At 45.1% G+C, this 14,364-nt stretch carries 12 protein-coding genes; 11 read left to right on the top strand and 1 reads right to left on the bottom strand.

Annotation, left to right across the window (positions count from 1 at the left end):
• The first annotated feature begins 155 nt into the window (after positions 1–155).
• The 7 genes from nuoI to ACJ751_RS29835 all read left to right on the top strand — a co-directional run bounded on the left by nuoI (position 156) and on the right by ACJ751_RS29835 (position 7,805).
• On the top strand, positions 156–698 hold the full coding sequence (nuoI, locus tag ACJ751_RS29865; protein WP_407749205.1) for an NADH-quinone oxidoreductase subunit NuoI: 543 nt from the start codon (positions 156–158) through the stop codon (positions 696–698).
• A gap of 28 nt (positions 699–726) precedes the next feature.
• Positions 727–1,224 carry an NADH-quinone oxidoreductase subunit J gene (locus ACJ751_RS29860; protein ID WP_407749204.1) on the top strand — a complete coding sequence of 166 codons (498 nt, stop codon included), beginning with the start codon at positions 727–729 and terminating at the stop codon, positions 1,222–1,224.
• A 17-nt stretch (positions 1,225–1,241) separates the two neighbouring features.
• On the top strand, positions 1,242–1,571 hold the full coding sequence (gene nuoK / locus ACJ751_RS29855) for an NADH-quinone oxidoreductase subunit NuoK (protein WP_407749203.1): 330 nt from the start codon (positions 1,242–1,244) through the stop codon (positions 1,569–1,571).
• 45 nt (positions 1,572–1,616) lie between these two features.
• Positions 1,617–3,533 (top strand): NADH-quinone oxidoreductase subunit L, encoded by a 1,917-nt coding sequence (gene nuoL / locus ACJ751_RS29850; protein WP_407749202.1) that lies wholly within the window; start codon positions 1,617–1,619, stop codon positions 3,531–3,533.
• A gap of 51 nt (positions 3,534–3,584) precedes the next feature.
• On the top strand, positions 3,585–5,051 hold the full coding sequence (locus ACJ751_RS29845) for a NuoM family protein (protein WP_407749201.1): 1,467 nt from the start codon (positions 3,585–3,587) through the stop codon (positions 5,049–5,051).
• A 21-nt stretch (positions 5,052–5,072) separates the two neighbouring features.
• Complete coding sequence (locus tag ACJ751_RS29840; protein ID WP_407749200.1) at positions 5,073–6,458, top strand: NADH-quinone oxidoreductase subunit N; 1,386 nt, start codon at positions 5,073–5,075, stop codon at positions 6,456–6,458.
• A gap of 72 nt (positions 6,459–6,530) precedes the next feature.
• Positions 6,531–7,805, top strand: a complete 1,275-nt coding sequence (locus ACJ751_RS29835) for an ABC transporter permease (protein WP_407749199.1) — start codon at positions 6,531–6,533, stop codon at positions 7,803–7,805.
• A gap of 132 nt (positions 7,806–7,937) precedes the next feature.
• On the opposite strand, the gene ACJ751_RS29830 is transcribed toward ACJ751_RS29835, so the two are convergent.
• On the bottom strand, positions 7,938–10,472 hold the full coding sequence (locus ACJ751_RS29830) for a zinc-dependent metalloprotease (protein ID WP_407749198.1): 2,535 nt from the start codon (positions 10,470–10,472) through the stop codon (positions 7,938–7,940).
• A gap of 512 nt (positions 10,473–10,984) precedes the next feature.
• On the opposite strand from ACJ751_RS29830, the gene ACJ751_RS29825 reads away from it, so the two are divergent.
• The 4 genes from ACJ751_RS29825 to ACJ751_RS29810 all read left to right on the top strand — a co-directional run bounded on the left by ACJ751_RS29825 (position 10,985) and on the right by ACJ751_RS29810 (position 14,094).
• Positions 10,985–11,851: a MotA/TolQ/ExbB proton channel family protein gene (locus tag ACJ751_RS29825; RefSeq protein WP_407749197.1), complete on the top strand. Its 867-nt coding sequence runs from the start codon at positions 10,985–10,987 to the stop codon at positions 11,849–11,851.
• A 107-nt stretch (positions 11,852–11,958) separates the two neighbouring features.
• The gene (locus tag ACJ751_RS29820) at positions 11,959–12,618 is read left to right on the top strand and encodes an ExbD/TolR family protein (protein ID WP_407749196.1); all 660 of its coding nucleotides are present in this window, start codon (positions 11,959–11,961) and stop codon (positions 12,616–12,618) included.
• Positions 12,619–12,658: 40 nt separating this feature from the next.
• A complete protein-coding gene (locus tag ACJ751_RS29815; protein ID WP_407749195.1) occupies positions 12,659–13,201 on the top strand; it encodes an ExbD/TolR family protein in 543 nt (180 codons plus the stop codon).
• A 56-nt stretch (positions 13,202–13,257) separates the two neighbouring features.
• Entirely contained in the window at positions 13,258–14,094 is an 837-nt protein-coding gene (locus ACJ751_RS29810; RefSeq protein WP_407749194.1) for an energy transducer TonB, read from the top strand.
• Positions 14,095–14,364 lie beyond the last annotated feature (270 nt).

Below are 14,364 nucleotides of genomic sequence, written 5' to 3'. Positions count from 1 at the left end.
TTGGAAGGAGAAAAATACTTTTGCGCTAAATGATTTGTGATGTTGACTTTGTGTATTAAACTCTAAGGCCTCCCCCCGTCCCCCTCCGGTGGAGGGGGAGATGAATGTCAAGGATATGAGATTTGAAATTTGTGATTTTGATTTAACTAGTAATAATGCAAGCATTAACAAACAGAGCCAAGGCAGTTGATCGCAAGCCCATGTCATTCTTGGAGAAGCTCTACGTAGTGAACATAGCCAAGGGTATGATGATCACTTTAGGCCACTTCTTTAAAAAGAAAGCAACCATCAGCTATCCCGAGGAGAAACGTCCGTTTAGCCCGGTATTTCGTGGATTGCAGATCCTGAACCGCGATGAAGAAGGTCGCGAGCGTTGCACCGCCTGTGGTTTGTGTGCATTGGCCTGCCCGGCTGAAGCCATTACCATGGAAGCAGCAGAACGTTTACCAGGAGAAGAGAACCTGTATCGCGAAGAGAAGTATGCCGCCAAATACGAGATCAATATGCTGCGGTGTATTTTCTGCGGTTTGTGTGAAGAAGCCTGTCCGAAAGATGCTATATATTTAAGTGAAACCTTTGCGCCCTCGAACTATCAGCGTAAAGGGTTTATATATGGAAAACAGGATCTTTTGATCCCCAGTCCAAAAGAAAATCCCGGCGAATACCAGAAAGCGATAGGTAACCGGAAAGCAAACTAAGAACAGCAAATAACAGAACCTAGCTGCAATGGATATATCACAAATATTATTTTATGCTTTAAGTGCGATGGCGCTCGGTAGCGCCATCATGGTCGTGATCAGTCGTAACCCGGTACACAGTGTGTTGTGGCTTATCGTTACCTTCTTTGCAATTTCAGGCCATTATATTTTAATGAATGCCCAGTTCCTGGGTATTGTAAACCTGATCGTATATGCAGGCGCCATAATGGTACTGTTCCTGTTCGTGATCATGTTAATGAACCTGAATGCCGAAGCCGAGCCACAAAAGAACAAATGGCTAAAGCTGGCCGGAGTGGTAGCAGGCGGATGCTTGCTGCTGGTAATGGTAGCTGCTTTAAAACAAGCTGAGGTAAAAGGTCAGATAGCTATACTGGGAACGGGTGATATAGGTTTGATCAAAAATCTGGGTCAGGCCCTGTTCACTGATTATGTTGTACCTTTTGAGATCAGCAGCGTCCTGTTTTTAAGTGCGATGGTAGGAGCTGTGGTTATTGGTAAGAAGTAATTTAATAAAAGAGATCTATGTTAATTGAAAGATATATCTACCTGGCTATTGCCCTTTTCTGTATCGGCATTGTAGGGGTGCTTGCCCGCCGGAATGCCATCATCATTTTCATGTGCATTGAGCTGATGTTGAATGCCGTGAACCTGTTGCTGGTGGCGTTTTCAAAAATGCATTATGCCGCAGGCGTGGCCAAAAACGCTACGGCCGGTATCGACGGTCAGATATTCGTATTCTTTATCATGGTAGTGGCGGCAGCTGAAGTAAGCGTGGGCCTGGCCATTATTGTGATGATGTATCGCAATACGCATTCGGTAGATGTTAATTTTTTAAACAGGTTAAAACACTAAAACGCCTAACGCGCAACGCCGCGTGTAGCGTTCAGCTTAAACTGTATGAACAACGTGTTACACTTAGTTTGGTTGGTTCCCTTTTTTCCACTGGTTGGTTTTCTGATCAATGGTTTGCTCAGAAAACAACTTTCCAAACCGCTGATCAGTATTATTGGCAGCGGTATGGTATTGGCCTCGTTTATTGTGAGTGTGCTGCTTTTTACCGAGGTAAAAAACGGGAACACCTATGTAGCCAACCTGTTTGATTTTATCAGCTACGGTAATTTATCAATTCCCTTCGCATTTCAGATAGACCAGCTTTCGTCGCTCTTTCTGCTGATCATTACCGGTGTAGGTTTTCTGATACATGTGTATTCAGCCGCCTATATGAATGAGGAAAGGAATGAGCATTATGGCCGCTATTTCTGTTACCTGAACCTGTTCGTGTTCTCCATGTTGCTGCTTGTACTGGGCGCCAACTATGTGATCATGTTCATTGGCTGGGAAGGCGTTGGTTTGTGCTCTTACTTACTCATCGGTTACTGGTTCAAGAACACGGAGTACAACAACGCGGCCAAAAAGGCTTTTATCATGAACCGTATCGGTGACCTTGGTTTTTTGATCGCCATCTTCTGGATCATCGCCAAACTGGGCACCGTAACATATACTACAACAGACGGCGCCGGAGTGTTTGATCTGTATAAAAATTTAACAAGAGTTGACTATATCGGTATTACCATGCTGTTGTTTGTAGGGGCTACCGGTAAAAGTGCCCAGATACCTTTATATACCTGGCTGCCCGATGCGATGGCGGGTCCAACCCCGGTATCAGCGTTGATCCACGCGGCTACGATGGTAACAGCCGGTATTTATATGATCGCCCGTAGCAACATTTTATACACCATGGCGCCTGAGACCCAAAGTGTGGTAGCTGCCATTGGTTTGGCTACTGCGTTATTTGCGGCCACCATCGCCATCAAACAAAACGATATTAAAAAGGTACTGGCTTACAGTACGGTGAGCCAGTTAGGTTATATGTTCCTGGGTTTGGGTGTGGGCGCCTACACCGGCGCTGTGTTCCATGTAATGACGCACGCCTTCTTTAAAGCCCTGTTGTTCCTGGGTGCAGGTTCCGTAATTCACGCCATGCACCATGAACAGGACATCCGTAAAATGGGTGGATTGGCGAAGAAACTTCCTATAACCCACATCACTTTCCTGATCGGCTGTATTGCTATTGCCGGTATTCCGCCCTTCAGTGGTTTCTTCTCAAAAGACGAAATCTTAGCATTCGCTTACGCCAAAGACCCCATGTATTATTACCTGGGTGTTGCCGGTGCTGCCATGACTGCTTTTTATATGTTCCGCCTGTACGCTACAACGTTCCGGGGTACTTTCCGTGGAACCGAAGAGCAAAAGCATCACCTGCATGAAAGCCCTGCTGCCATGACCATTCCTTTGGTGGTGCTGGCAATACTGGCTGCCGTGGGTGGTTTAATTGGTATTCCTGAATCAATAATGCCAGATGCGCACAAACTGGAGCAGTTCCTTGACCCGATCTTCGCACAATCGAATGAGATCAAAATGGCAGCGCTGCCTGAGCATCATACAGAGATCAACCTGATGGTTATTTCCGTTGCCCTGGCTTTGGTCATGATCATCTTTGCATGGGTTAAATACAGCAAAAAGCCTGAGCTGAACGAGCCTGCAGGTTTTGGAAAAGTACTGGCCGACAAATGGTACATCGATGAGTTATACAATTTCGCTATTGTAAAACCATTGCAATGGCTGGCTAAATTCATGAACAGCTTCTTTGAAAAGAAAGTGGTGGATGGCATTGTGAATGGCGTTGGCCGTTTGGTGAATTATACCAGCCGCCAGGTTCGCCTGTTGCAAAGCGGTTTGGTGGGCAACTATGTGTTGTTGATGGTGCTGAGTATGCTGGCCCTGTTTATAGTGAAATTCTTTATTCAGAAATAAGAAGTTAGCAAGTAGAGATAAAATCCATAAATCAGAAATCAAGAAATTATAATGGTACCTGTATTGCTGATAGTTATTCCGTTGGTGAGTGGTTTGCTTGGGTTCCTGATAAAACAGGAAAAGAACGCGAAAGTATGGTCATTGATTACATCCATTATTACGATGGTTGTTTCCATACTGGGCATTGCTGTGTTACACAAGCCTGAATACCTGCATACCGATGTGGCCTGGTTACCCGATCTGGGCAGCCGTTTCTCACTTACCATGGATGGCATGAGCCAAATGTTGTGTTTGTTAACAGGTATTGCTTACCCCGGTATCTTTATCGCAACCTGGAACTCTACTTATAAAAATGCCCATCAGTTCTACGCCCTGATGCTTTTGATGCAAACCGGTTTAATGGGTGTGTTTGTGGCTTCTGATGCGTTATTGTTCTACTTTTTCTGGGAACTGGCCCTTATTCCTGCTTACTTTCTGTGTTCAATCTGGGGTGGTGAAAGAAGAGTGGCGGTTACCTTTAAATTCTTTATTTACACTTTTGTAGGCTCTTTGCTGATGTTGGTGGCTATTATCTGGGTATACTTTCATACTCCCGATCATTCATTTGCCATGAGCTCGTTTTATAAAGTGAACCTGCCTGGTAACACCCAGGGCTGGTTATTCTGGTTGTTCTTCCTGGCTTTTGCCATTAAAATACCCTTATTCCCATTTCATACCTGGCAGCCCGACACCTATGAGCAATCGCCTACAGCGGTTACCATGGTATTGAGCGGCATCATGGTTAAGATGGGGGTGTTTGGTATCCTGCGCTGGTTAGCGCCGGTAGTGCCTGTTGGCCTGTGGGGCTATGGTGATCCTGCCGCCAGTATGTGCGTGATCGGGATGATCTATGGTTCTATTGTTGCCATGCAGCAGGACGACCTGAAACGTTTTGTAGCTTATTCTTCCATTGCTCACATGGGGTTAATGGGCCTCGCCATCTTCGTTACCTCTTCTATTGGTATCCAGGGTGTGATGGTGCAAATGTTCAGTCATGGTATCAACATCATCGGACTGTGGATTGTGGTGGAACTGATCGAACGCCAGTTCCACACCCGTAAAATGTCTGAGCTGGGTGGTCTGGCGCAAAAAGCGCCTTCATTGGCCATTATGCTGGTAGTGGTATCGCTGGCCAATGTGGCCCTGCCGCTTACCAATGCATTTATTGGCGAGTTCATGATGTTCAATGGAGTGTTCGGATCAAAATCCTCTAACTATCATTACATATTCATGGTAGTAGGTGGTATCAGTATCATTCTGTCGGCCGTATATACTTTAAATATGTTACAGAAAGTATTGTTTGGCAACACCAGCAGTTTAACGGCAAATGCTCATGATATAAAGATCAATGAGAAGTTTGTACTGGTTGTGCTGCTGATCGGTATTGTAGTAATGGGTGTTTATCCCAAGCCTATGATCGAAGCAACAAGGCATGCGGTAGATGCCATTTACTCAAAAATGTTTGTCAAATTACCATAAGCGAACGTATAGAATTGATTTATGAATGCAATTGTAATTTCTGCTGTTCTTGGTGTAGTGATGATGTTCTGTGGCGTGTTCACGAATAGTAAACCCGCTGTGCGCACCGTAGCTATTATTGGCCTGCTGGCTTTGGTAATAGCAAATGTGCTCGACATGGGCGGATACCATTTTTTTAATGTGAATACGAAGGGCATGCTGTCCTTCGACATCTTTGGCCTGCTGTTCAATACCATTGCCTTTGGCAGCACCTGGGTTTATTTTCTGCTGAGTAGCAGGGATATGGAGCGCGTGGGCGTGAACCTGGCAGAATACTTTGCATTGATCTTTTTCGTGCTGTGCGGTATCGCCATTGTATCTTCATTCAGCTCCCTGCTGATGTTGTTCCTCGGTATCGAGATCATTTCTATTCCTTTATACATTTTAACCGGTAGCGATAAACGCAATCTGAAAAGTAATGAGGCTGCGCTGAAATACTTTTTGATGGGTTCTTTTTCAACCGGTATCATGCTCATGGGCATTACCCTGCTGTATGGCGTAAAAGGCAGTTTTAATATTGATGTGATCCGGATGGGTACTACCAATTTAACGCCTATGCTGGCAGCCGGTCTGCTGCTGCTGTTATTCGCCATGTCGTTCAAGGTTTCGGCGGCGCCTTTCCACTTCTGGACACCCGATGCATACGATGGTTCACCCACCGTATTCACCTCCTTTATGGCAACGATCGTAAAGGTGGCCGGCTTTATTGCCTTCATCCGGTTGTTTGAAGGTTGTTTTGGCGACGTGCAAAAACAATGGCAATTACTGGTAGCTATTATTACGGCAGCTACCTTATTTATCGGCAACATCACTGCGGTGTTCCAACAGAGCGTAAAAAGAATGCTGTCGTATTCAAGTATTGCCCAGGCCGGCTTTATGCTGTTTGCCCTGGTTGCCATGAATGATATGGCCAAAGACGGGATGATCTTTTATGCAGCCGCTTATAGCCTGGCTACCATCGGTATCTTCGCCGTACTGTTGAAAATGAAAGATTATACGTTCGAAGGCTTTAACGGACTGGCCAAACGCCAACCCGTACTGGCTGCTACCAATACCGTATTCCTGTTATCACTGGCTGGCATACCTGCTACGGCTGGTTTCTGGGCCAAATTCTATATGTTATCGGCCGCCATCAACAATGGGAATGTAATGTGGCTGGTTATTGTAGGGGTGTTATGTGCCGCTATCAGTGTGTACTATTATTTCCGCGTTATACAAGCCATGTATTTTAAAGAAGGAGAAGCCCAGGAAATTGAAACCTCTGCCGGTTTCAGGGGACTGCTGATCGCTATTGCGGCGGTTGTGATAATTCTGGGTATTTTTCCGCACTGGCTCCTCGATCAGTTGCATAACTTATTTTATCTGTAAACAGGATCGCCACTCATCACAGTTCTGGTGTACTGCCCGTAATATTTACTATATTAGGCACACTAATATAGTATGACACTTCGCGATACACTTTCGCTGTCTTTTCGTACGGTGCGCAGTAACAAATTGCGTACGGGTATTACAGTGGCAATTATTGCCCTGGGTATTACCGCGCTTATTGGCATCAATACTGCTATTGTTGCCATTAAACAGAAATTTCTTGAAAGTTTTTCTTCCATGGGGGCTACGGGATTTACCATCCGGTACCAGGAGCCACGCCATTCTTTTCACAATGACGAAGTGAAGAAGGAGAAGAGGGGGGCGAAGAAAGAGAAGAAATCGAACATGGGTAAACCCATTACCGTACATCAGGCAGAGGCGTTTAAAGCCGCCTATACCTTCCCGGCTCAGGTAAGCGCCAATATTGTGGGCGACCGCAGCGCCATCATTGCTTATGAGAACCAGAAAACCAATCCTAATGTATGGCTGGTGGGCGGAGATGAAAATTATACCGGGTTAAATGGGTTTTCTGTTTCCAGTGGCCGCGACCTGAACCCGGTGGATATTGAAACCGGTCGTAATGTGTGTTTGATTGGAAAGGATATAGCTACCCGTTTTTTTGGGGAGAATGCGGAGCGGCCGCTCGACAAGATCATTCGCGTTGATAATATTCCCTTCCGCATTATTGGCGTCTTAAAACCCAAAGGCTCTACTTTTGGCCGCAGTCTCGATAACCTCGTTATTATTTCTTACAGCAATGTTCGCCGGTACTTCAACAGCAATCCCAATTCTTCCTTCAATATCCAGGTGAAGGTGGCTGACATAAAATTGATAGACGGGGCTATTGGGGAAGCCACCAGCGCTTTTCGTCCCATTCGTCAGCTAACGGTTACCGAAACCGATAATTTCATGATCGACAAAAGCGACAGTTTTGCCGAAATGCTGATCCGCAACCTGAGTTTTATTACCATGGCGGCCTTGCTGATAGGGGTGATTACCCTGGTTGGCGCAGCCATCGGGTTAATGAATATTATGCTGGTGGCTGTAACCGAACGCACCAAAGAAATTGGGCTGGTAAAGGCGATTGGGGGTAAAAGAAAGAATATCAGGTATCAGTTCCTGTACGAATCCATCATCATCAGTTTGCTGGGCGCGGCCTTTGGTATTGTGCTGGGCATTATTTTAGGAAATGTGGTGGGTATTTTATTAAGCACCAGTTTTGTAGTTCCCTGGGACTGGGTAATTACCGGCGTAATCATTTGTTCGCTGGTGGGTTTACTGGCCGGGTTGTACCCTGCAATAAAAGCCGGTAAGTTGAACCCGATTGAGGCGTTACGGTACGAGTAACCCCCCGACCCCCTAAAGGGGGAGTAAAAATCATATTGATAAACTCTGTATAAATGAAAAGGGTGCTTACTCAATAAGAAGTAAGCACCCCTTTACATTTTTATTTTCACTCCCTTTAGGGGGCTGGGGGTATTATCTGGGGTTCAAAACCCGGTCGATACGCTCATTCAGGTCCTGTAAATGATACCTGCTCAGTTTATCGCCATAGGTGGCTGCGGCTGCAGCGATCTGGGCTTTCAGGGCACGCAGTTCACCACGGGCAACTGAACTGATATCAGTTTTCTTTACATCAACGGTAGGGCCACCAAATGAAATGATAATACCACCACCACCGCCGGCAGGCGCCGAAGGGGTAATAGAAGCCAGGGTGCTCATTTTTTCTACAAAAGATTTTTGCAGGTTACGGCGGAAATTATCAATAGGCGCATGCGTGGCCAGTTCGCTGAAGATACCTTTCTTCAGATCCTCCATAAACTCATCGATGCGGTAGGCGTTGGCATCGCGATTGGTTTCAGTAATGAGGCGGTTTAAGCGATTGGTATTTAACAGGGAGCCCAGCCATACATCCTGCAGACCGCTCACTTTATCTTCAACCGGAGAAGTTACCTTATCCATAATGGCTTTGTTCAACAGCCAGGTAGGGGTGGTAAACAGGTTCTTTTGCAGGAAGGCCATTGCTTCTTTTTGCATGGCTTTGGGCACTACTGTAAAAACAGCGCCATCCTGGTCGGTAGTTTTTAAGTCGGTATAAGCACCACCGATATAAGTAACGGCATGACCCATATAACGGCTGAAGGTAGTGTACACTTCATCATACACCTGGTCGAGGTTCTTGTAATCTTCTCCCTTTTCATTGAGCCATTTAGGCAATTGGGGAAGGATCCATTTCAGATTTTTGATACCGTATTCATTTGCCTTCATGGCATTATCGCCGAGGCTCTCGGTTTGGGCCCGTGGGTCAACGCCATCGGCATGAATAAAGCGTAAACGGGGATTGTTGTACCGGCTTTTTACCCAGTCGTTCAAGATATCTTTTTCTTCATCCTCGGTTTTTCCAGGCAGTAATTTGTACCCCCATTCAATTGACCACATGTCGTAATCGCCGATGCGGGGATACATCCCGGCAGAACCAATTTTATCTTCCGGTTGCGCCACATAGTTAAAACGGGCGTAATCCATGATGGAAGAAGTATGGCCATGTTCTTCAACCCAGGCTTTATCGCGCAGTTTGTCAACCGGGGTAGCAGCAGAGGCGCCCATGTTATGAGGCAAACCAAGGGTGTGGCCTACCTCGTGCGATGACACAAAGCGAATAAGATCGCCCATGAGTGAATCGTTAAAATGTGCGGTGCGGGCGCGCGGGTCGCTGGGTGAAGCCTGTATCAGGTACCAGTTGCGCAACAATGACATTACATTATGGTACCAGTTGATGTGTGATTCCAGGATTTCGCCACTGCGGGGATCGTGCACGTGAGGCCCCATGGCGTTAGGGATATCGGAAGGTTTGTATACAACGGCACTATACCGGGCGTCTTCCAGGCTCCAGGTGCTGTCTTCCTCATGGGAAGGGGCCCGGCGGGCCATGATGGCGTTTTTGAAACCGGCCTTTTCAAAAGCCTTTTGCCAGTCGTTAACCCCGGCTATGAGGTATGGCACCCATTTTTCAGGTGTATTAGGGTCGATATAATAAATGATCGGTTTTTTAGGTTCAACCAGTTCACCACGTTTATATTTTTCCATGTCTTCCTCTTTGGGTTCAAGGCGCCAGCGGGTAATCAGGCTGATGTCTTTAACACCTTGTGGATCGGCATCGAAATCGGTGTATTCGGTTGTGAAATAGGCTACGCGGTCGTCGTAGTGGCGGGCCTGCATGGGATCTTTGGGCAACAGTACCAGTGAGCTGTTCAACTCAAAGGTGGCATTACCGGCAGGGCCGGCAGAAGCGCCCGGGAAGGGGCCGGGGGCCGGCATTCTGCTATAGGTTTTTACCGTTTTTATTTCGGTATTGATGGGGAAGCTTTTAATATCGGCGATATACGATTTATCGGGCTGCGGGCCGCCGATACGCAGGGCCTGTTTGAAATAAGAGGCAAAGAACAGGATATCGTTATCGCTATTAATAAAATCAGTAATATCAATCACCACACCCGTACTGTCTTTTGAAAAGGCCTTTATATCGAATGAAGCGGCAATGGGTTGAATATTGCTGGCCATTACCGATTTATACATGGGCTTGGTAGAATCCTTGGCATATACCGAGTAGGATATATTGCGCATGAACAGGCGGTTGTTGGGGCCTTTTTCAAAACGGATCACATTTTCATTGATCTCGTCACCGGCATAACCAAAGAAGCCGGAACGGGTATTGGTGGGCGCTTTGGAGATGCGGTTCACTACCAGTACATCCCTGCCCAATAAAGAATCACCCATCTCAAAGAACCATTTGTCTTCTAGTTTATGTATCGTAAAAAGCCCTTTGCGGGTTATTGCTTTGTCGGTTATAATTTCTTTGTAGGGTTTGGGACCGGTTTGCGGTGGTCGGGGAGCTAAAGGGGCCGGGCGTTTAGCAGTATCTGCTGGAGCTGCCGGTGTACTGGATTTTTTTTGTGCATAGGTAAATGCACTACAACAAGCCAGTAGTACCAGCAGGGAAAATCTCTTTTTCATCAGTAATAGTAATTGTTTTTTGAGAGCCAGTTGAACAGGGGGTACAACGTTTCATAAGGTGCGAACACATGAAAACTGTATTATCCTATTCTTCTGAATGATTAGATCATTAAAAAAAATTTAATGGATGAAGGTAGGAAAAACAATATGTGTGTAGATGAAGGCCGCTTACCGCTGGTCAAAAAAATGTAATACAGCGTTCTTATATACAAAGGGAGGAGGAGGATATGAGGGTTTAATAGTTTTTAATTGTCTATATGTGGGTGACCCGGTCGGGAGGCATTGATTAACAGGCTTGTTTTGTTTCTAATTATGACATATATTGTTGCCGTTATATTCAATCAAATCGCCTGTTTTTTAGGCGATCAGTTAAGAAATTTCTTAACTTGTGAACCTTATCAAAATTTTTCTTGATCAAATTGAACAAGTGAAAAGACTTTTTCCTTAGAATTGTGAGCCCATTTAGAATCTACTGATAGCTTAAAATTTATAAAACACTAAAAAACACAATCATGGCTGAAACAAGACCCGTTGCGACTGCAACCGCAGCGAAGAGTAGTACATCTGTTCAACCTAAGAAGAAATCCAATTCCATCTCATGGTTAGCCCCCGTTATTTGTATTGTTGCCGGTTATATTATCTGGCGTTTTCTCCTCGGAGATCCTAGCAATTTTACTAATCCCGATCCTGCTGGCGGTTTTTGGCCTAAACATAAAGGACCGAAAAGTGGTTTGGTGAGAATGTATGATGGTGGTATTATCGTGCCTATTTTGATCGCAACCTTTTTAACAGTTATTACTTTCGTGATCGAGCGTTTGATGACTATCACCAAAGCTACCGGTTCTGGTAACATTGCTGAATTCATCCGTAAAGTGCAATATCACCTGGCTAATAAAAACGTTGACCAGGCGATTTCTGAGTGCGATCGTCAAAAAGGCAGTGTTGGTAATGTAATGAAAGCCGGTCTGCGCAAGTACAAAGAAATGATCTCTAATACTGAGCTGGATACTGAACAAAAAGTATTACAGATCCAAAAAGAGGTAGAAGAAGCTACAGCACTGGAACTGCCTATGCTGGAGAAAAACCTGGTGTTCCTGTCAACAATTGCCTCAGTGGCTACCCTGTTGGGTCTGTTAGGAACGGTATTAGGTATGATCGGTTCGTTCGCCGCCCTGGCTTCTGAAGGTGGTGGTGGTGCAGCTGCAGAGCTGTCAAGAGGTATTTCTGAAGCGTTGTATAATACCGCATTAGGTATCGGTACTTCAGCTATCTCTATCATCATGTATAACATCTTTACTACAAAGATCGACCATATTACTTATGGCATCGATGAGTCTGGTTTCACCCTGACCCAAAGCTTTGCATCTCTGTACAAATAAGCGTAATCCCCAATTTGGGGAATTAGCTTTTTTTGAGAATTACAGTAGATGTGATATGGAAATTGGATCAATGTGAATCTTATACCAGAATCAGAAATTTTTAAATTATGCCAAAAGTAAAAGTGCCGCGCAAGAGTACCTCTGTTGATATGACAGCGATGTGTGATGTGGCATTCCTGTTACTTTCTTTCTTCATCCTTACCACCAAGTTCAAATCTGACGATGGTTTGGGCGTAGTAACACCTAACTCGGTGAGTACCAAGGCTACAGATGATAAGAACGTGGTTATGGTAACCATGGATAAAGAAGGAAAGGCTTATTTTTCTGTAGGCGATAATAACACTGCCGAAAAGCAGGATATCATAGATATGATAGACCAGGGAAAAAACCTGGGGTTAAGCGCCAAGGAAAAAGCTGCATTTGCAAGAAGTGGCTCATATGTAGGGGTTCCTTTCTCAATGTTGAAGTCATACCTGGATCTGACCGCAGATCAGGTTAAAAACTTCAAATCTCCGGGCATTCCTTTGGATACGGCGAACAACGAACTGACTGTATGGATGAACGCTGCAACCCGTGCCTTCTCTGGTGCTAAAATGAACCTGTTGGTAAAAGGGGATAACAATGCGAAATATCCTACATTCAAAGGGGTGATCGACGCATTTAAAAGAAATGAAATATTTAAATTCTCGATGGTAACCAACCCCGAGGGTGTTCCGGAAGGTACCGCACTGGCTGCTAAAAGAGCCTCCGGTACTAAAGAGGAATAATATAAGCGAATTAAATTCTTAACAACAAAACAAGTGCGACATGGCAGAAATGGATACCTCCTCCGGGGGGGGACATAAAAAAGGCCCAGGCGTAAAGAAAGGGAAGAAACTTTCTACACGCGTTGACCTTACGCCAATGGTGGATTTGGGATTCCTGCTGATAACCTTCTTCATATTCACCACTACCATGAGCCAACCCACTGCAATGAAGCTTTTCCTGCCAAAAGACACGGAAAAGCCCGAAGAGCAGAATAAGGTAAAAGCGTCTGGCGCTTTAACCATTATGCTGGGTAAAGGTGATGGAGTGTATTATTATGAAGGGGAATTGTTACCAGATGGTTCCAACTTCAAAGGAAGCAACTTTAAAGAGATCCGCACAGAGATCATTAATAAAAAGAAATCAACTAATCCTCAGGATTTTGTAGTGGTTATTAAACCAGGCCCCGAGGCTACCTACAAAAACACAGTGGATATTCTTGATGAAATGACTATTAATGATGTTAAACGCTATGCGATGGTTGACATTTTTGATACTGAAATTCAGTTGATGAAAGCTACCGAAGCAAGCCAGGGTATTAAATAATAGTTGCTTTATGGAAATTTGCATTCAATGCATCTAATTACAAAGAATCTTTAATCATGGAAGTCAATAAAATATTAAGCGCTGATGTTCTTGACATCATCTTCGAGGGCCGGAATAAGGAATACGGTGCTTATGAACTGCGCAAAACATATAATAAGCGGTTGGTCACATCGCTTCTTATAGTTGGTGCTCTTTGTCTTCTGCTGTTTATCGGGTACCTGGCATCCGCTTTACTGGCAAACAACGACAACAACAAAAAAGTAGATGTGCAGGACGTGCAGCTCGAAGAAATAAAACAAGAGGAGAAAAAAGAGGAGCCGCCACCGCCGCCGCCGCCAAAACCACCAGATCCACCAAAAGTGGAAATGGCAAAATTCACACCTCCTAAAATCGTAAAAGATGAAGAGGTAAAAGAAGAGGAAAAACCACCAGAAGTAGAAAAACTGGAAGATACCAAGATTGGTCTTTCTAACCAGGAAGGTCAGAAAGATGAAGGTATTGTTGCTCCTCCCGTTGATGATGGTGGAAAGGGAGTTGTGGAAGCACCCAAAAAAGACGATGAAGACTGGGATAAAACCTTTACCAAGGTAGAAATTGAGTCGGAGTATCCTGGTGGAGCCGCCGCCTGGCAGCGCTACCTGAACAGGAACCTTCGCTATCCCCAGGAAGCTATCGATAACGAAGTACAAGGTGCTGTAGTTGTACAGTTCATTGTGGACAAAGAAGGTAATGTGAGTGATGTTGAAGCCATCAGCGGACCGAACGAATTACGTGCGGAAGCTGTTCGGGTTATCAAGAAGAGTGGTAAATGGACACCAGCTGTACAAAACGGTCGCCAGGTTAAATCGTACAAGAAGCAACCGATCGTGTTCCGTCTCGAGTCAGAAGGATAATTCTAAACCTAGTTTAGTAAAATATTTAAGTCCTCTCCATTATGGAGGGGACTTTTTTGTGTGCGCCATGCATGATGATAAACTTGACGGTTAAAGTCCGTTATGGGGGTATGTAATCGCCAACCATTAGCCAAGAGCAAGGGTGTCCACTGCGAAGTGGAATCTGAAGGAAGCTGGCGGCAAAGTTCCGGCCCGAGGAACACGAACACTATCAGGCAGATGCTGTGAGGACGAGTTTGCACAACAAAACGAAGTCCAAAGATTACACGG

The organism is Niastella sp., from assembly GCF_045805085.1.
Taxonomy (GTDB): Bacteria; Bacteroidota; Bacteroidia; order Chitinophagales; family Chitinophagaceae; genus Niastella.
The sequence above is the reverse complement of the archived record's forward strand: the minus strand, read 5'-3'. Positions and strand labels throughout refer to the sequence as shown.

Bases quoted from the DNA above. Each gene is read 5' to 3' on its own strand.
- ACJ751_RS29815 (WP_407749195.1), top strand. From the start codon at position 12,659: ATGGCAGAAATGGATACCTCCTCCGGGGGGGGACATAAAAAAGGCCCA.
- nuoI (WP_407749205.1), top strand. From the start codon at position 156: ATGCAAGCATTAACAAACAGAGCCAAGGCAGTTGATCGCAAGCCCATG.
- ACJ751_RS29860 (WP_407749204.1), top strand. From the start codon at position 727: ATGGATATATCACAAATATTATTTTATGCTTTAAGTGCGATGGCGCTC.
- ACJ751_RS29840 (WP_407749200.1), top strand. From the start codon at position 5,073: ATGAATGCAATTGTAATTTCTGCTGTTCTTGGTGTAGTGATGATGTTC.
- ACJ751_RS29845 (WP_407749201.1), top strand. From the start codon at position 3,585: ATGGTACCTGTATTGCTGATAGTTATTCCGTTGGTGAGTGGTTTGCTT.
- nuoL (WP_407749202.1), top strand. From the start codon at position 1,617: ATGAACAACGTGTTACACTTAGTTTGGTTGGTTCCCTTTTTTCCACTG.
- ACJ751_RS29825 (WP_407749197.1), top strand. From the start codon at position 10,985: ATGGCTGAAACAAGACCCGTTGCGACTGCAACCGCAGCGAAGAGTAGT.
- ACJ751_RS29835 (WP_407749199.1), top strand. From the start codon at position 6,531: ATGACACTTCGCGATACACTTTCGCTGTCTTTTCGTACGGTGCGCAGT.
- ACJ751_RS29820 (WP_407749196.1), top strand. From the start codon at position 11,959: ATGCCAAAAGTAAAAGTGCCGCGCAAGAGTACCTCTGTTGATATGACA.
- nuoK (WP_407749203.1), top strand. From the start codon at position 1,242: ATGTTAATTGAAAGATATATCTACCTGGCTATTGCCCTTTTCTGTATC.
- ACJ751_RS29830 (WP_407749198.1), bottom strand. From the start codon at position 10,472: ATGAAAAAGAGATTTTCCCTGCTGGTACTACTGGCTTGTTGTAGTGCA.
- ACJ751_RS29810 (WP_407749194.1), top strand. From the start codon at position 13,258: ATGGAAGTCAATAAAATATTAAGCGCTGATGTTCTTGACATCATCTTC.